The sequence below is a fragment of the Vibrio salilacus genome, assembly GCF_002811245.1.
Lineage (GTDB): Bacteria > Pseudomonadota > Gammaproteobacteria > Enterobacterales > Vibrionaceae > Vibrio > Vibrio salilacus.
On sequence record NZ_NIVQ01000006.1, the window covers coordinates 105,360 to 122,111 of the forward strand.

Sequence of the window (16,752 nt, forward strand, 5' to 3'; positions counted from 1 at the left end):
CACTAAGATTTAAACACTTCATCGCTAACCCGACGATTAAAGTTCGCCAGCCCCTTGAAAATGGGCGACAGCGTAACGATGTTGTAACTATCGATTTAACCGAGGCTCTTATGTCTCGGTTATTTATTTCCCCAAATAAAAACCTTAACGGCAACATGGCTATGACAAACACCTCTTCCTCTTCTTCGCTGAGACAGCAACTGTTCAAAATGACATGGCCGATGCTGTTTGGTGTACTGTCTTTGATGAGTTTTCAACTGGTCGACAGTGCCTTTATCGGTCAACTAGGGGTATTACCGCTTGCCGCTCAGGGGTTTACCCTACCGATACAAATGGTGATCATCGGCATTCAAGTCGGATTAGGCATTGCTACTACCGCCGTAATCGCTAAGGCCATTGGAGCCGGTGACGATCGTTATGCGAAACAACTCGGCGGCTTGGTGGTCGCGCTCGGCAGTATCGGCGTTGCTTTGATTTGCCTCAGCCTATACCTATTACGCGAGCCGATTTTACTGCTGCTTAGTGCACCGCAAAGTGTCTTTGCGATTATTGACAGCTATTGGATTTACTGGTTGATAAGCTCTTGGACAGGTGCAGTGCTGTACTTCTTCTATAGTCTTTGTCGCGCTAATGGCAATACCATGTTGCCGGGCACGATGATGATGGTCACCAGCGCTCTCAATCTAATACTCGACCCGATCTTCATCTTTACGTTCGATCTAGGCATCAATGGCGCCGCCATCGCGACCATCCTCGCATTTGGTATCGGTATTGTGTTCGTTGCACCTAAAGTGGCGCGCAAGCAGTGGATGAGCTTTGACTGGAACGATCTTAATGTCGCTGACAGTCTTCGCTCGATCAGCCATATCATGGGACCTGCAATGGTGAGCCAATTGCTGCCACCATTATCTTCAATGCTAGCGACCAAACTACTCGCAAGCTACGGCACTGCAGCAGTTGCAGCATGGGCATTGGGATCGCGATATGAATTTTTTGCTATCGTCGCCGTACTGGCGCTGACGATGTCGATGCCACCAATGATCGGCAAACGTCTTGGACAAAATAACCTCGCCGACATTCGTAAACTGGTCTCGATAGCGGCTCAGTTTGTAATAGGGTTCCAACTCGTTATCGGCCTAATCACGTTAATCAGCTCAGGATTACTCGCCAATCTTATGACCAGCGAGTCGCAAGTAGGCAACATTCTCAACTATCACTTAATGGTGGTACCATTTAGTTTAGGTCCACTTGGCATCTGTATGTTGATGGTGTCTGTCTCTAATGCTCTGGGCAAGTCTTATACCGCGCTGACTATCTCTGCACTGCGCTTATTTGCCTTCTTCCTGCCATGCTTATGGCTAGGGTCACAATGGGGTGGTATCGAAGGTCTGTTCTGGGGCGCGTTTATTGGCAACATATTGGCGGGGGCCACCGCTTGGTTGATGTACCAAAAAGCGCTCCGCCAGATAGAGCAAAAATTGCTCTTTGTTCAATAAAGAGCCATTGTTAACACAATAAAAAAATGCCGAACACAAATGTGAACGGCATTTATCAAATCGCTTATCGAAGATGGCTAGCTGTCAATTTGGCTATTTTGATTTTCTTTGCTGCTCTTTACGGGCTAGTTTCTCTTGTCGGCGCTGCGCAATCAGTTGATCCGCTTCACCACCCACATGAGTTTCCCCACGCGCATTTGCCAATTGAACTTGTTTTTCCCGTTCACGGAAACGTGCTTTCTGCTCATCAGTATGCTTGTCGATACACTTAGGGCAACTCACCCCTTTCTCAAACGCCTCGGATTCGATATCTTGCTGAGTGATTGGCAAGCGACATGCGTTACACATCTCATACTCACTTTTCTCTAACTGGTGGTTAACCGCAACTCGGCCATCAAACACATAGCAATCACCTTGCCACATGCTCTTTTCTTCTGGCACCTCTTCAAGATACTTCAGAATACCACCTTCAAGATGATAAACCTCTTCAAAGCCTTGCTCTTTCATGTAAGCCGTCGATTTCTCGCAACGAATGCCGCCGGTACAGAACATCGCAACTTTTTTGTGCTTGCTTGGATCCATGTTTTCAGCAACGTATTCTGGGAACTCACGGAAGGTTGCCGTTTTCGGATTGACTGCGTTTTTGAAGGTACCTATTTCAATTTCGTAATCATTACGAGTATCGACAACAAACACGTCAGGGTCAGAGATAAGATCATTCCACTCGTTCGGTTTAACGTAAGTGCCCACCACATGGCGAGGATCAATGCCTTCCACACCTAATGTGACAATTTCTTTTTTTAGTTTCACTTTGCTGCGGTTAAAAGGTTGGGTGACTTCAAATGATTCTTTGTACACAATATCAGCTAATCGGGCGTCCTGTTTGAACCAAGCAATGAGAGCATCAATGCCTTCTCGAGTTGAAGCAACGGTGCCGTTTATCCCTTCACTAGCCAGCAATAAAGTACCGCGTATTTGATGCTTCTCCATCAACGCTTTTAGCGACTGACGAAGTTCAACATAATCTTCAAGGCGCACAAACTTGTACAACGCACATACTACGTAATCTGTCATTTCTTTTCCTTATAGCGACTTGGATCGTAAATCCAGAGCTTTGGGTTTTAATCGCAGCGAGTATAACTAAGTGTCGAAAGGATAAATACGGACAATTATTGAGGATATTAGCGTCAACATCAGAATGCGCTCCTAACGCATGTGTCATATCAATCCGGGAGTGAATTTCGAATGGCGATGAAATCATCCCAATGGTCTATCATTAGTTCGACCAATTTGGGCTCAAAATGCTTACCTTTTTGAGCGACTAACTCTTGCTTAATCGCTTCGTCGGTCCAAGGTTGTTTGTAAGAGCGTTGAGACCCTAAAGCATCAAAGACATCGGCTATCGCGGCAACACGCCCGCTGACTGGAATCAACTCACCACTCAACTGGTTAGGATAACCGCTGCCATCCCATTTTTCATGATGAGTACCGGCAATTTGTTTTGCTACATTGATCAAACGACGTTTCGAATGGCTAAGAATTTCAACGCCATACTCTACGTGTTTTTGCATTATCACCCATTCTTCAGCATCGAGCTTACCGGGTTTATGTAAAATACTATCGGGAATCGCCACCTTACCAATATCATGGAGGGGAGAGGCATACTTGATCATTTTCGCTTCTTGCTCAGGCAAACCGTATAACAAGGCTAGTTTTTCACAAATCAACGCCACGCGTTGTACATGTGCTCCCGTTTCTTTACTTCGCGCCTCAACGGCGTTCGCCAGGTTAAAGACCAGTTCTTTAGATGTTTCACGGATATCGGTTAACAGAGTAAGATTTTCAAAGGTTAAGCCAATATTCTGCATATAGATTTCGAGTAGGTGTTTGTCTAGCTCAGAAAGGTCACGGTTGACATTGACATACAGTAAGCATTCCACACCATCAGCATCGTGAGTATACAACACGTACGCATCACCATAATTATTGCTTTTTGCTTTTGCTAGGGTTTCTCGACAACGCTCAGCCACCAGCTTAGGGAGACGCTCAAACGCACATTCTGAATAACAATCAACATAATCCCCTGTAGCCGCAAGCGTTAGTGCCCGAGATTCCTCACCGTCAGGTAACGGATGAACTAGACAGTAAAAAGCCGATTTATCTAATTTGAGTAATGAGGTCACTTGTGACAGAACAGCTTCAGCGTATGCTTGTAAACTATCGGTATTTTGAACATATGAGGAAGCTTCAATGACTTTTCTCAGCCCTTCTTTCTGCTCCTCAATCAGGCATAAATCACGGTAACTACGCAGCATAGAATAAAGCAGAGTCTTAAGTTTTTGAGTCGTAAGTTCCGTTTTTTCTTTATAGTCATCAATATCATATTCACGTATCACCACATCTTCTGGTGCTTGGCCCGCTTGGCCAGTACGAAGAACCAGTCGAATCCGTTGATTACCCAGCTCATTACGAATGAACTTGACTAATTCGAGGCCTGCGTTTTCAGATTCCATCACAACGTCGACCAGAGCAAGAGCAATATTGTCATTTTGACGACAGATCAGTTTGGCCTCTTCGCCAGATAAAGCCGATAATAAATTTAATCGCTTACCTTCAAACTCAAAGTTAGCAAGCGCTAATTTAGTCACTTGGTGCATTTGTTGTTCATCATCAACCAGTAGAATGTCCCACTGCGACTCCGAGTTATTAGGCTCTATTGGTACAGTGTTGATCTGATCGTCTACTGTTGCTTTATCTGCGAAAAAATCCATTTGCCACTATTCCTAAAACTATAACGATACTTAAGGTTTAGCATAAAAAAATTGTTGTTTCACGACTGTTTGACAATCTAGTTAGTCAAGTGATAACCACAACTACATGTTAGGTGATTTTCGTAACAGAAAAACGTATGATTCAGCCTACATATTCCTCAGCCCTTTAAAACATGAATTCCCATAACCATCACCCTATTCAAGGGGCGAGCTGGATGCTAGCAGCAGGCTTTGCTTTTGCTGTCGTCAACAGTCTCGCGCAAGTTGCTAGCATTAACTTTGGTCTCTCCTCGACGATCGTCGCTCTTATTCAATACGCCATTGCCTTGGTGGTCATTTTACCCTATTTGAAAACCCTTGGCATTCGCCGTTCCCTTCGCACTCAGCATTTGGGAATGCATGTTTTCCGAGTCTTTCTTTCGGTGATCGGAATTCAACTTTGGTTATGGGCCTTGGCCTATCCAGTACCAATTTGGCAAGGTATCGCACTACTAATGACCTCACCTTTGTTCGCCACGGTTGGTTCGGGATTATTCTTGAAAGAGAGGGTTGGTTTTGCCCGTTGGGGAGCAACCTTGACTGGTTTCCTTGGCGCAATGATCATTTTACAACCTTGGGCAAGCGATTTTAGTTGGGCAACACTACTCCCTGTTGGTGCCGCATTCTTTTGGGCATGCTACTCACTGATGGTGAAAAAACTCTCTTCAGACGACTCGCCTTCTACCATGGTGGTTTATCTACTTATTTTGATCACACCTTTCAATCTGTTACTTGCTGTGCCAGATTGGCAAACGCCAGTCGGAGGTCAGCTATGGCTAGTACTAATCGTCGCAGGCGTGATGACGGCTTTAGCTCAGTGGGCTATTGTTAAGGCATACTCGGTGGCAGATGCTTCTTTTGTCCAACCGTTCGATCATGCCAAGCTGCCGTTGAATGTACTGGCAGGCTGGTTGGTGTTTAGCTGGGTACCACCTGGCCGCTTGTGGCTTGGGGCGGCAATTATCATTGCATCCGTCGCCTTCATCACCCATTGGGAAACAAAAAAGCCAACTAAGTGAAAGAAATCACCGCTTACTTCGTTCTAATTAGTCATAGTATTTACGGGAGAGAACCCTATGACAGATCCAATCAAATTAACCCTTTACCGCTGGGCAGGAAGCTGGGGCCCTTTTAAGGTCAATATTCCTTGCGGGGAATGCACCTTGACCAAAGACATTCTAACCGATGTGTTTGACAATGAATTGGCTGGCATAGAGGTTGATCTGGAGGTTAAAGATTGGCTCTCTCACTGGTGGGAGCCTTTAAAAGCCGGATCCTGGCACGCTCCGATTGTAATGGTCGAGGGCAAGGTCATTAGCCAAGGCGCAGCATTAAATCGCGGTGTGCTGGTTCAATCTGTGATTACCGAGTGGACCAAACGTGACACCTTGAAAGGAAATATTGTCTACGGTAAAGCAAGCTGCCCTTATTGTATTAAAGCGAAAAAATTACTTGATAACGCAGGAATAGAGTACCAATACCACGATGTAGTAAAAGACAGCGCCGCACTGTATCGTATGATTCCAGAGGTCAAAGCCATTATCGGCGGAAAAACGCCAGTAACCGTGCCGCAAATTTGGCTCGATGGGCATTATATCGGTGGTGCTGATAACCTTGCGGCTTGGATTGAAGAGAAAGGACTTAATAAGGTCCCTGACAATGTGGTCTCTTTATAATTTACTCATCTTTATAGCCAAGTAAAGCTCCCAAAAACACAAAGCCTCGCTAACTTAGCGAGGCTTTGTTCTGCTCAATCATAGGCGGGTTCGTGGTCCTACCATTAAGCATCAATGCCAGTTCACACTTGCGATTACTTCACCTTTTTTTTCATCATACGTTTAATGAAAGAAGGTTTCTTCGCTTTAGGCTTGACGTTAAGCGCATCGTGCATGGCTTGTCTAGCGATCATTTGACCTAAATATGCATTGCCTAATTCGTGATTCATGAGTCTCTCCTCGATAGTAAGGAGTGTGATTTTAATCACAATCAAGACAAGATCAAGACGTAGATCACATTATAATTAAGCACGCTTAGCTTGTTGATAGGTTTTACCCGCTGCTTGGTAAGTATCTTTACGTTTCACATCAAACATAGCTTCAAAGAACCAAGCAACGAAACGAATCACATCATCGCCTTCATCCATCACATGCTCAACAAACTCTTGTTCTTCGCCCTGCTCGTTTTCCTGCAACGTAACATGGTAAATACGTCTTGCCCCTTCAGTTTCCGCCAGCGCAAACTGACCCGTTAATGAGTCTGCCGCCTGCGCCACTTCTTGATCATCGCAAGTTTTAAGTATGACCAATGCTTGAGGTAAGGTTTGTTGCTCGCACAGTGACAGTACCAGTGCTTCAAATTGATTGTATTCCATCAGACTTCTCTATCGCAGATAATTGCGCGTATTGTACGTCAAGCCAACTCTTGTTGCACATTATGATTAGCCTTGGACAAACTCAACACCGTAGCCATCGTACACGCACATAGCAGATAAAAAATGCCCATTGCATACTGACTGTGTACCCAGCTTTCAACCAAATAGCCACCGAGCACTCCGGCTAAACACATCTGTATTGATCCCGAAAGCGCTGATACCGCACCCGCCTGACGTTTATGGGGCTCAAGCAATAAGCTGATCGAGATAGGAAATGACAAGCCTTGCGCAATAGCAAGTAAGGTAAAAGGCGCGACCAAGTTGAACAAGCTTACTGGTGCCAATACTAACCAGACACCCCCAAGCATCAACAATGAAATCGCAATAGAAAGCAGTTGATTTGAAGATAAATAGCGGGTGAGAACATTGAGGGTTAAGCTACCTATCATCAAACCAGCTGATGGAATAATCATGACAGAACCATATTCCGCAACGGTTAATCCTAGCTCATGTTGCAATAAGAAAGGCATCACCGACAATGACACTAAACTTGCTAGATAACTCACCCAATTGTAACTCGCACTGGTCAGAACTTGTCGGCTGGTCATCAATTGACGGTAATTAGACACGACCTGACGCAAACTGAAGCGCGATTTACCGTAAGACATGGTTTCAGGTAATACAAAATAACCTAAAGTAAAAATGGCCATTAGATAACACAAAACAAACATAAATACCGACTGCCAGCCAAGATAAAACGCCAGCCAGCCTCCGATAACCGGAGCAAGGATAGGCATAACCGAAGCGGTAACCGATATATAGGATAGTGCGCGAGTCAGTTGCGCTCCATCATAGCTATCACGCAACACACTGCGCCCCAAGACAGACGCACTTCCCGCCCCTAAGCCTTGTAATAATCGACCGAGAATAAGTGATTCAAGATGATGAGACAATAACAAACAGATCACAGTTCCAAGCAGGTAAATACCTTGGCCAAGGATAAATACCGGACGACGACCAATCGCGTCTGAGAGTGGACCATAAAATAGCTGAGAAGCCCCAAAACCGACCAAAAATAGTGTCACCAAAAGTTGCACATCAGCCTGGCTTGCTTCTAGCGTCTGACTAATCAAAGGAAGTGAAGGTAGATAAATACTCACACCAACTTGGCCAGTTGCAATTATCATCATCGCCAATACGATCGGCATTTTTCTCATTCATATCTCCCCAATTAGCCCAATGTCAGCAGTGTAGATTAATCACTAGTAAATGATAATATATCGATTTGGAAAGTAATTAATTCCCATGAGGAATCAATAGGAAGATCTATGGATTGGTTACAGAGTGTTCAGAGCTATCTTCGTGTTGTTGATGAAGGCAGCTTTAATGGCGCAGCACGTAAACTCAACACCACCAGCTCAGCAATCAGTAAACGCATTCACTGGCTTGAAGAAAGAATTGGTGTCCAATTACTCAAACGTACCACGCGTTCGGTCACTCAAACTGAAGCTGGCGCACTGTTCTACCAAAGAGCCAAAGTACAAATTGATGGTTGGCAGTCGGTCCTCGACGAGACCCGCTCGGTATCGCAATCCCCAGCCGGACTACTCAAAATCGGCGCGACTCTTGCGGTAGGTTCGAAGTTTCTGGTGCAGTATCTCAACGACTTTTTGCAAATGTACCCCGATATTCGAATTCAGTTAATCACCACGACTCCAGGACAACTGCCGACATTAAGCTTGGATCTCTTCATCAGCCGAGAAATTGAACAACTCAACTCACTTAGCTTCAAAGCCAGCCCTTTATTTGAACATCGAGCAGGATTTTATGCGTCTCCTGGTTATATTGAAGAGTTTGGTCAGCCTTTGCAGCCTGAAGATCTTACGCAACACAATATGTTGATATGGGGCGAGCGTACTCAACGTGAAATCACCCTAACAAACGGGCAAAAACTCAACTTAAGTGGCAACTTTGCGACCACCAACCCTGAAGCGCTGTTTTATGCGGCAAAGAGTGGCATGGGATTACTGCTGACCAATGACGTCATGATCAAAGAAGATCTTAGATTAGGCGCGCTCAAACGCGTATTGCCGGGTATCACTGCAGACGAGGCGATTGTTTATGCTTATTACCCTAAACTTGACTACCAGCATACTCGCACACAGCTTTTTCTTAACTATCTAAAACAAAGACTTGAACAAAAGCAGTCCTAACACTATCGATGGATGATCGATTTCGGCTTGCAATACTATGTGACTAATACCATATTTGTTAGGTAACCCAATCAACGGATAAGTGGCCCAAGCCACACTAATAAGTGAGTTACCCATTATGGTTAGGACAACGTCGATTCAGCTGTCATTAAATGTTGAGACCCTTAATGATATTCTGAGTTTAGATGGGCTAAAACTACTCAACAAAGCCACCCATGAGCTACGTCAATCGTCAGGGGCTTTTTGTACCTGCGTGATAGAGTTGGATCAATTTACCGCGACATCCAATCTTATTGCCAGTGCATCAGACCAAGTATTGAATCGTTGTCTGTACGCCACTCCACTAAGTCGCACAGCGTACACGTTTGTTAGCCAATCAAATCAGCAGGCGATTATCTGTCAAAAAGGGGCTTGCCAGCGGCATAGTACCGAATCTTTTATTCTCGACAATGACATTGAATCTTACATCGCTATCCCACTTAAAACGCAAAATGGCGAGATATTAGGTATTCTGATTTCAACCTATACGCACAAACTCGCAAGTCGAGATATTGAATCGTTAACTTACTACCACAAGTTGATCGCCAATGTTATTACCCATCATCTGAAAGCGAAGTGGTTAACCGCACGAGCAGACTCTTTGGTCGACCAACTCAGTTATGAAGTTTCTCACGATAATTTAACGGGTTTACTCAACCGCAGTTACCTATCTGATACCCTTCAACGACTGATCAGTGAAAATAAACAACTATTTACTCTGGCCTATCTTGATATTGACAATTTTAAAACGATCAATGATTTGTATGGTAACTACATTGGTGATCAAATTATAAAATTTGTTGCCACCACCATCAAAGAGTCCATTCAAGACAAACAGTTAGCTTATCGAATCGCCGGGGATGAGTTTGCTTTTATCAGTCGTTCACGAGATCCCTTTGCGGTCTGTCACGAGATCATCCAACGTCTTGACAAAGGCTATCAGGACAACACCCATAATATTCAGTTTAACGTCAGTATAGGACTAGCGACAAAGAGCGATCAATTACATTCGGCTGATCAAATTCTCAACAATGCCAGTTTAGCGCTTAAAGACTGTAAACAGACCAAGCACACCAATGTGCAGTGCTATGACACTCATCTGAGCGCACAATACCATCGTCGCGCTCTCGTCATCGATACTCTGCGTATTGAATTAAGCCGAGATATTAACAGCTGTGAGATTTATGTAGTCGCTCAACCTATCGTCAAAAAAGAAAACGATCGATGGGACTATTATGAGATTTTGGCGCGTTGGCAGAGCAAAGCGCTTGGCCATGTCTCTCCGGTCGAATTCATAGAAGCCGCTGAACAATCCGGGTTGATTGTCAAGCTTGGAGAGCGGATCATAGAATTAGCATGTAAAGCCAAATTTGAACTTGAGCAAGGTCTAGGTCATCGGGTTAGGTTGAGCGTTAACTGCTCAGCGAACGAGTTTAATAACTCTAATCGATACCTTCAGCATTTAATGAATTGCCTAAAGAATTATAACTTCTCTCCTCAAGATTTCACCATTGAGCTAACAGAAACCGTACTACTTATACGGAAAAATGAGGTACAAGAAATACTGAATAAACTACGTCTTTTAGGCTTTAAAGTTGCACTGGATGACTTTGGTACTGGCTACTCGAGCCTTAATTACATTCATAGTTACCCGATTGACTGTATAAAAATTGATGCGAGTTTTATTCGTAATATGCTTAGCAACGAAACAGCCGAACGATTGGTGTGGCTTATGGTGCAGCTTTCGCAGCAACTGGGGGTCACTCTCGTTGCTGAAGGCGTTGAAGATAAAGTATCGTTGGATAAACTGTATCAAATGGGCTGTACTTGGATTCAGGGCTACTATTTTTCACGTCCAGAGAAACCCCATCAACTGATCGAGAGCCATTTACTCCGCCTCAAAGCACAACGAGTCTCTAATAGCTAAACTCACAAGATTAAAGCGAAAGTGACCGTTTAGACTTCGTCATCACATCACCGTTATCGCGACTTCCCTTTTACACTGACTCTAATCCATAATAATGCGCTTGTTCACTCAATAGACGTGCGACATTTTCGGTCGTTAGATGATTCACATCTTGCTTGCAACTCAGTGCTGAACGGATATCCGTGCTGCGAATTGCCACTTTTTCTGGGCAACTGAGTAAAGACCAACGACACAGGATTTCATCACAGCGATAAAACTGACTAAAGTTAAATAAATTGTCAGGGCCAACGACAAAAGTCAGCTCAGCCTCTGGGTGACGCTGCTCTAATGCTTCTAAAACGGCAAACGTAGTAACACTTTGCTCCGGCTGATAAAGGCACTCTTCAACATCACTGCGCATGACGTATGGCAGATTCATATCTTCGATGAAAGCATCGACTAATTGACAACGTATTGAGTAATCAAGCATCTGTTTACCCCAAGCATGAGAAATACTCGGTAATAACAAAACCTGCTCGAAATGGGATAATGATTCAATCACACTTTTGTGACCTAAACTTGGCGGATTAAATGCGCTTCCAAACACGGCGATTTTTTTCATTTCTCTCATTCACTATTAATGAAAACTGTGATCACGGTTTTCTAATTCGTTGTTTAAGGTATGATACGACAAGGTGAGTTTAACACGTCCCCTTCAACACTGAGAATCCCAGATGAGGTGGACTTGATAAAATTACCATTTTTGGTTTTGTTTTTTAGATATATTGATTGCAGGAAGGAGACATAATGGAACAGTTGATTCGCGATGAAATGCGTGTTCTGCCAACGATTGACCCTCAATTCGAAATCTCACGCCGCGTGGATTTCATCAAACGCAAACTCCAACAAGCTGGCTGTAAATCTCTTGTCCTCGGCATCAGTGGTGGTGTGGACTCGACAACCTGTGGTCGGCTAGCTCAATTGGCCGTTGACCAACTCAATCAAGATACCGAAGGTGGTTATCAATTTATTGCTGTACGCCTACCTTACGGGCAACAAAAAGACGAAGATGAAGCTCAACTTGCCTTGCAATTTATTCAGCCGACGCATTCGGTGTCAGTCAATATTAAACCGGGCGTCGATGGGCTTCACTCAGCAAGTCAAATAGCACTTGACGGTACAGGCTTGCTACCTCAAGACAGCGCAAAAGTCGACTTTGTTAAAGGTAACGTAAAAGCACGCGCACGTATGGTTGCTCAATATGAGATTGCAGGTTTTGTCGGTGGATTGGTCATTGGTACTGACCATTCGGCAGAGAATATTACCGGGTTTTACACCAAGTTTGGTGATGGTGCCTGCGACATGGCTCCACTGTTTGGCTTAAGCAAACGTCAAGTTCGCCAAGTTGCTGAAACCTTAGGTGCCCCAGAACTTTTAGTCAAAAAAGTACCTACCGCAGATCTAGAAGAATTGGCACCACAGAAAGCCGATGAAGAGGCTCTTAATCTGACTTACGACCAAATTGATGATTTCTTAGAAGGAAAGCCTGTTGCGCCAGAAGTCTGTGAGCGTTTAGTCCACATCTATACCCTTACTCAACATAAGCGCGAGCCAATTCCGACAATTTACGACTAACTATCGTGAGATCTATTTCCGCCCTTATCATTCGATAAGGGCTTAATTTATTGTTTGTTGTAGTCAAATAAAGTGGCATCCCATACTAATGGCGACGCATATGACCGCATGAGGCTAATGATATCTTTCTTCAACGTAAGGCTAAGCCGTCACACAATTCACTATTTCTTGCTATTGATCACTAGCTAGTCGCGAGCCTTTTCACTACACTATGCTGGTTTAAGCACTCAATCTACCTATCTGTGGTGAACTCTGTCCGCCTGAAGTGCTTGATTTAAAACCTATCGACTCAAAATAGTGTATTCATATATGGAACAAGATAAGTTTACTAATATTTATCGATTACCAACGGCTATCCAGATCCGAATCGGTAAATGGCAACAAACCTTCAATGGCACCTCTGATCTGATTATGCATCAGGCAATCGAAGTACGTAATAAGCAATATCGCAAACCTACCTTTCTTCCTTCTGGTTGGTGTGTTCAGCGATTCGATCAAGATAGTATTTCGATCACCAATCACGGTAAATACATTCAAACAGCGATGCGTACGATGCTTGACCGTAAGGTGTCATATAAGCGTATTTACCTTTCTCGTTTGCCCATAGAACAAGCACAACCCGGATTAATCGCGTTTAAACGCGAGTGGATTTCAAAACATAACCGAGTCGCAGATAAATACAACCAAATTAAGAAAAAACAATTTATACGCTACGCCAACGAAGAGGCCGATACACTCTACCCTTCCATACCGAAGGGGGAATTTGATGTCACTTTGTGGAACAAACTGGTTGTTTCACTATTAGGAAGCGCGAATAAATTTGATAACCCTTACTTTGTTAAAAAAGCTAAAGTTTGAGTCAAAAGAGCCAAAGTCTGAATAATCAAAGGCAGCACAGTGCGCCTTTGATTCCACTCATCGTTAATATTTATCTAGAATTTCTTGGTAACGACTGCGCCCTGATTGATCAGTTTGCTTAAGGAGATCTAACCCTTTTTGGAGCTTTTCAACCACGGCAGGATCACTATCTTGGTTGACCGCAAAATAGACATCGCCCTTTTTGACCACATACACCGGCTCAAATAAATCAGTGTCTATCCCGGCTTGTCGAGCCCACCAGTAAGCTGCACGTTCAGCATACACCAATAAATCAATTCGCTTTTTCAGGAGCTGTTCAGCCAGCACCGTCACATCAATAGCTTCTTGCATCGCGTCACGCGGAACCCCGAGTTCCAGCAAGCTCTGCTCACCGATGTCATCACGTATGACACCAATGCGGTATTTCGCCATATCTAACGGTTTATCTATTTTAATATTCTCTCCTCGACGCGCAAGGACAACCACTTTGATGTCCACGATAGGGCCAACCCAATAAAAAAGCGCATACCGATGCTCGGAACGCGTCGTGGAGAATAAAACCGTGTTTCGGCGCGTTAACACTCGGCGATAAGAGCGGGCCCAAGGCTGTAAGGAAATTTGCGACAAAGAAACAGGCTCTCCTACCAATGCACTTGCCGCCAGTAAAATATCGACCGAATAACCCGTTATATGATCATCTTTAATAAAATTGGCTGGAGGGTAAGCCTCAGTAAAAAACTCCACGTCTCGAAGGTCGTTTTCAGCGCCGACAGCCGATGATATTGACAACATCAACGACAAAGCGCAGGCCGATTGGCAAATAAAGTTACGTACAAACACAGACCATCTCCATTTAGCGTCTCAGTTAAAGTTAGCTTAATCAAGCCATAACTTCTAAGTACAATGATAAATTAATGCTTAAAGAGTAATTTTAATTGGCCGACCTGTGGTGCTTTTGCCACCAAATACACCGCACCAGCAGCGCACATAAAACCGAACACACCAAGAGCATCAAACGACTCGTCAAACATTAACCACGCTTGCACCGCCGTGGTCGGCGGCACTAGATAAAACACAGATGCAACACTGGATGACGCACCGTGCTCAACCATATATAAAAGAAGTAAAATCGCAACACAAGACAGCACCACCACCAACCAAACTAACGTTAGAATCAATGAATAGTTCCATTCAACCTGCATGGTTTCAAAGCTTACCGCGTAAGGGATGAACAACATGCCCGCCGCAAAATATTGAATAGCCGCACTGCCGACCATATCGACACCTTGGCAGTACTTTTTCTGATATAGGGTTCCCAAAGTAATACCAACCAAAGAGACCAAGCACACCACGACCGCTAAGGTGCGATGCTGATCTGACTGCCAGTCCACTTTGCCCATCAACACTAAACTGATGCCGACAAAGCCAAGCATCAAGCCAAGCCATTGAGATGGCTTAAAGGCATGCTGGGTAAAACTCACCAATAGCAACACGGTCAAAATCGGTTGTAAGCCAACCAACAATGAACTCAACCCCGCCGGCATACCGAAACTAATCGCCAAATAGGTACCCCCAAGATAGAAACCATGAATTAATACCCCAACCACCGCGCAGTGGAATAGCATTTTTCCCGTTGGGATTCGTCTGCGTAGTACGACAACAAGCAGTAGAAATAGCGCAACATTGGCGGTCATACGAATCGAAAGCAAGGTCGCAGGTTCAGCGTATTGAAGACCAAACCTTGCGCCGACAAAGCCTGACGCCCACAACACAACAAATATAAAAGGAATTAATCGAACTAACATCGCCTTTCCTCTGGCTTTTTGATCAGATATCAGGCTACTTTATTGGGTACAGAAAAATGATAAAGACACAGATTAGACTTTTTATATGGGTACAGATGAATGGGCATCAGCAATAAATACGTCATGGTCGAGGACCATATCAAAACTCGAATCCATACAGGTCAACTGTCCAACGAAGACAAACTACCGTCAATTCGCGATTTGAGTAGCGAGCTAAACGTCAGTAAAAATACCGTGATTCGTGCTTATCAAGAGTTAGAGGGACAAGGTATTATCTATGCGGTGGCGAAATCAGGTTATCGGGTACAGACACCACGTCACGTTGTATCGCAGGTGACACAACCTAACCATGTCGATCTGTTGTCGCTGTGCAAAGAAATATTGACCTATTCTCCTAAACGCGAGTGGTTGGCCACCGGCTCAGCACATCCTAATATTGATTCCCCGGCGATAAAAACACTGTATGCAGAGATCGGGCGTCACAGTCGTCAGCAAAGTCAGATTCCAAGCCATTATCAGCTACCTCCGGGCAATACCCTGTTGCTTCGACATTTAACTAAAATAAGCCAAGGCCTTGGTGTCGAGGTGTCGAGCAATGATCTCGCGGTCACTCATGGTGCTCAGCAGGCGATTAGCCTCGCACTGCGAGCGATGACCCAGCCAGGTGATATTGTCGCCGTTGAATCGCCGTGCTATTTCGGTAACTTGCTATTGATGGAATCGCTAGGTTTGAAAGTTATTGAAATACCGAGCTGTCCGCGCAGTGGTATGGATCCAGATTTATTAGCGCAAGCGGTAACCAAGTGGCTAATTCGCGTTATCGTCGTCACGCCAAACTTTACCAACCCTACTGGGGCCAAGATGCCTTTAGAAAAACGTCTTGCGCTACTTGAAGCGGCTCAATCGGTTGCCATTATTGAAGATGACGTGTTCGGCGCGCTCACCTTTGATGAAACCATTACACCACTCAAAACGCTCGACAAGCGCGATCGAGTCATTTATGTCAACTCGCTCTCGAAAATGCTTGATTCAAGGCTACGCATTGGTTGGATTGCGGCCGGTCGTTATCAAGCCGAAATTGAGAAGCTCCTAGTCAGCGACAACATGGGAAGCCTCAACCTAATGCAATCTGCGGTGGCTGGCTTTCTCAATAGCGGCAAATACAAACAGCATGTCAAACGAATGCAACGCGAATACCAAACCAATGTGCGAATGTTTTGCCAGCAATTATCCCGTTCGCTTGATGCCTACGCAAACCTAAATGGCCGTTATCAGCTTTATTGCCCGCAAGGATCGTTTCTCGTTTGGTTATCATTGCCAGCAAAGTCAGACAGTGAGCAACTCTATCAACAGGCAAAAGCACTGAACATCAGTATTCTTCCCGGAACCTTGTTTGCTACCGAAGGGCAGTATCGACACTGTGTTCGTTTTAGTTGCTCAAACTTCCTAACCCACCCTGACTGGAAAAACGGCGTTGTAAAGCTGGCTGAGCTCATCCATCATCAAGTAAACCGCTAAGGAGTCGATTATGCACACACCGATACTCTCATCGTAACGAGATCCTTGGCCGTGAAAGTACTTCGCTAGAAATTGCGTTTTTAACACGCCCTGATTCGAGC

The 16,752-nt window shown here is 44.5% G+C and carries 16 protein-coding genes; 8 read left to right on the plus strand and 8 right to left on the minus strand.

Going from position 1 to position 16,752, the window contains the following annotated elements; genetic code table 11:
- Positions 1-155: 155 nt before the first annotated feature.
- Complete coding sequence (locus CDZ87_RS06140) at positions 156-1,496, plus strand: MATE family efflux transporter (protein WP_100752752.1); 1,341 nt, start codon at positions 156-158, stop codon at positions 1,494-1,496.
- 93 nt (positions 1,497-1,589) lie between these two features.
- Here the strand turns inward: CDZ87_RS06140 and trhO are convergent, their stop codons facing one another.
- Positions 1,590-2,570: an oxygen-dependent tRNA uridine(34) hydroxylase TrhO gene (gene trhO / locus CDZ87_RS06145; RefSeq protein WP_100752659.1), complete on the minus strand. Its 981-nt coding sequence runs from the start codon at positions 2,568-2,570 to the stop codon at positions 1,590-1,592.
- Between the two features lie 149 nt (positions 2,571-2,719).
- On the minus strand, positions 2,720-4,267 hold the full coding sequence (locus tag CDZ87_RS06150; protein WP_100752660.1) for a DUF3369 domain-containing protein: 1,548 nt from the start codon (positions 4,265-4,267) through the stop codon (positions 2,720-2,722).
- Between the two features lie 173 nt (positions 4,268-4,440).
- On the opposite strand from CDZ87_RS06150, the gene CDZ87_RS06155 reads away from it, so the two are divergent.
- The gene (locus CDZ87_RS06155) at positions 4,441-5,325 is read left to right on the plus strand and encodes a DMT family transporter (protein ID WP_100752661.1); all 885 of its coding nucleotides are present in this window, start codon (positions 4,441-4,443) and stop codon (positions 5,323-5,325) included.
- A 57-nt stretch (positions 5,326-5,382) separates the two neighbouring features.
- Positions 5,383-5,982 carry a glutaredoxin domain-containing protein gene (locus tag CDZ87_RS06160; RefSeq protein WP_100752662.1) on the plus strand — a complete coding sequence of 200 codons (600 nt, stop codon included), beginning with the start codon at positions 5,383-5,385 and terminating at the stop codon, positions 5,980-5,982.
- A 134-nt stretch (positions 5,983-6,116) separates the two neighbouring features.
- Here the strand turns inward: CDZ87_RS06160 and CDZ87_RS17435 are convergent, their stop codons facing one another.
- From CDZ87_RS17435 to CDZ87_RS06170, 3 genes are all read right to left on the minus strand, one after another.
- Positions 6,117-6,251: a hypothetical protein gene (locus CDZ87_RS17435; protein ID WP_281251951.1), complete on the minus strand. Its 135-nt coding sequence runs from the start codon at positions 6,249-6,251 to the stop codon at positions 6,117-6,119.
- Positions 6,252-6,326: 75 nt separating this feature from the next.
- The gene (locus tag CDZ87_RS06165; protein ID WP_100752663.1) at positions 6,327-6,677 is read right to left on the minus strand and encodes a hypothetical protein; all 351 of its coding nucleotides are present in this window, start codon (positions 6,675-6,677) and stop codon (positions 6,327-6,329) included.
- A gap of 38 nt (positions 6,678-6,715) precedes the next feature.
- Positions 6,716-7,894, minus strand: a complete 1,179-nt coding sequence (locus tag CDZ87_RS06170) for a multidrug effflux MFS transporter (protein ID WP_100752664.1) — start codon at positions 7,892-7,894, stop codon at positions 6,716-6,718.
- Positions 7,895-8,005: 111 nt separating this feature from the next.
- On the opposite strand from CDZ87_RS06170, the gene CDZ87_RS06175 reads away from it, so the two are divergent.
- Entirely contained in the window at positions 8,006-8,890 is an 885-nt protein-coding gene (locus tag CDZ87_RS06175; RefSeq protein ID WP_100752665.1) for a LysR family transcriptional regulator, read from the plus strand.
- 118 nt (positions 8,891-9,008) lie between these two features.
- On the plus strand, positions 9,009-10,856 hold the full coding sequence (locus CDZ87_RS06180) for a putative bifunctional diguanylate cyclase/phosphodiesterase (protein WP_100752666.1): 1,848 nt from the start codon (positions 9,009-9,011) through the stop codon (positions 10,854-10,856).
- A 70-nt stretch (positions 10,857-10,926) separates the two neighbouring features.
- Here CDZ87_RS06180 and CDZ87_RS06185 read toward each other — a convergent pair whose 3' ends face one another.
- Positions 10,927-11,457 carry a nicotinate-nicotinamide nucleotide adenylyltransferase gene (locus tag CDZ87_RS06185; protein WP_100752667.1) on the minus strand — a complete coding sequence of 177 codons (531 nt, stop codon included), beginning with the start codon at positions 11,455-11,457 and terminating at the stop codon, positions 10,927-10,929.
- 185 nt (positions 11,458-11,642) lie between these two features.
- On the opposite strand from CDZ87_RS06185, the gene nadE reads away from it, so the two are divergent.
- Complete coding sequence (gene nadE, locus CDZ87_RS06190) at positions 11,643-12,470, plus strand: ammonia-dependent NAD(+) synthetase (protein ID WP_100752668.1); 828 nt, start codon at positions 11,643-11,645, stop codon at positions 12,468-12,470.
- Between the two features lie 309 nt (positions 12,471-12,779).
- Positions 12,780-13,328 carry an MSHA operon transcriptional regulator gene (locus tag CDZ87_RS06195; RefSeq protein ID WP_100752669.1) on the plus strand — a complete coding sequence of 183 codons (549 nt, stop codon included), beginning with the start codon at positions 12,780-12,782 and terminating at the stop codon, positions 13,326-13,328.
- A gap of 63 nt (positions 13,329-13,391) precedes the next feature.
- Here the strand turns inward: CDZ87_RS06195 and CDZ87_RS06200 are convergent, their stop codons facing one another.
- Positions 13,392-14,120 carry a substrate-binding periplasmic protein gene (locus CDZ87_RS06200; protein ID WP_100752754.1) on the minus strand — a complete coding sequence of 243 codons (729 nt, stop codon included), beginning with the start codon at positions 14,118-14,120 and terminating at the stop codon, positions 13,392-13,394.
- 119 nt (positions 14,121-14,239) lie between these two features.
- Positions 14,240-15,133 carry a DMT family transporter gene (locus CDZ87_RS06205; protein WP_100752670.1) on the minus strand — a complete coding sequence of 298 codons (894 nt, stop codon included), beginning with the start codon at positions 15,131-15,133 and terminating at the stop codon, positions 14,240-14,242.
- Between the two features lie 99 nt (positions 15,134-15,232).
- Here CDZ87_RS06205 and CDZ87_RS06210 point away from each other — a divergent pair, with 99 nt between their 5' ends.
- A complete protein-coding gene (locus CDZ87_RS06210; RefSeq protein WP_100752671.1) occupies positions 15,233-16,651 on the plus strand; it encodes an aminotransferase-like domain-containing protein in 1,419 nt (472 codons plus the stop codon).
- The last annotated feature ends 101 nt before the right edge of the window (positions 16,652-16,752 follow it).

Coding starts and splice junctions, on each gene's coding strand:
- CDZ87_RS06140 (WP_100752752.1), top strand. CDS start 156: ATGGCTATGACAAACACCTCTTCCTCTTCTTCGCTGAGACAGCAACTG.
- trhO (WP_100752659.1), bottom strand. CDS start 2,570: ATGACAGATTACGTAGTATGTGCGTTGTACAAGTTTGTGCGCCTTGAA.
- CDZ87_RS06150 (WP_100752660.1), bottom strand. CDS start 4,267: ATGGATTTTTTCGCAGATAAAGCAACAGTAGACGATCAGATCAACACT.
- CDZ87_RS06155 (WP_100752661.1), top strand. CDS start 4,441: ATGAATTCCCATAACCATCACCCTATTCAAGGGGCGAGCTGGATGCTA.
- CDZ87_RS06160 (WP_100752662.1), top strand. CDS start 5,383: ATGACAGATCCAATCAAATTAACCCTTTACCGCTGGGCAGGAAGCTGG.
- CDZ87_RS17435 (WP_281251951.1), bottom strand. CDS start 6,251: ATGAATCACGAATTAGGCAATGCATATTTAGGTCAAATGATCGCTAGA.
- CDZ87_RS06165 (WP_100752663.1), bottom strand. CDS start 6,677: ATGGAATACAATCAATTTGAAGCACTGGTACTGTCACTGTGCGAGCAA.
- CDZ87_RS06170 (WP_100752664.1), bottom strand. CDS start 7,894: ATGAGAAAAATGCCGATCGTATTGGCGATGATGATAATTGCAACTGGC.
- CDZ87_RS06175 (WP_100752665.1), top strand. CDS start 8,006: ATGGATTGGTTACAGAGTGTTCAGAGCTATCTTCGTGTTGTTGATGAA.
- CDZ87_RS06180 (WP_100752666.1), top strand. CDS start 9,009: ATGGTTAGGACAACGTCGATTCAGCTGTCATTAAATGTTGAGACCCTT.
- CDZ87_RS06185 (WP_100752667.1), bottom strand. CDS start 11,457: ATGAAAAAAATCGCCGTGTTTGGAAGCGCATTTAATCCGCCAAGTTTA.
- nadE (WP_100752668.1), top strand. CDS start 11,643: ATGGAACAGTTGATTCGCGATGAAATGCGTGTTCTGCCAACGATTGAC.
- CDZ87_RS06195 (WP_100752669.1), top strand. CDS start 12,780: ATGGAACAAGATAAGTTTACTAATATTTATCGATTACCAACGGCTATC.
- CDZ87_RS06200 (WP_100752754.1), bottom strand. CDS start 14,120: ATGTTGTCAATATCATCGGCTGTCGGCGCTGAAAACGACCTTCGAGAC.
- CDZ87_RS06205 (WP_100752670.1), bottom strand. CDS start 15,133: ATGTTAGTTCGATTAATTCCTTTTATATTTGTTGTGTTGTGGGCGTCA.
- CDZ87_RS06210 (WP_100752671.1), top strand. CDS start 15,233: ATGGGCATCAGCAATAAATACGTCATGGTCGAGGACCATATCAAAACT.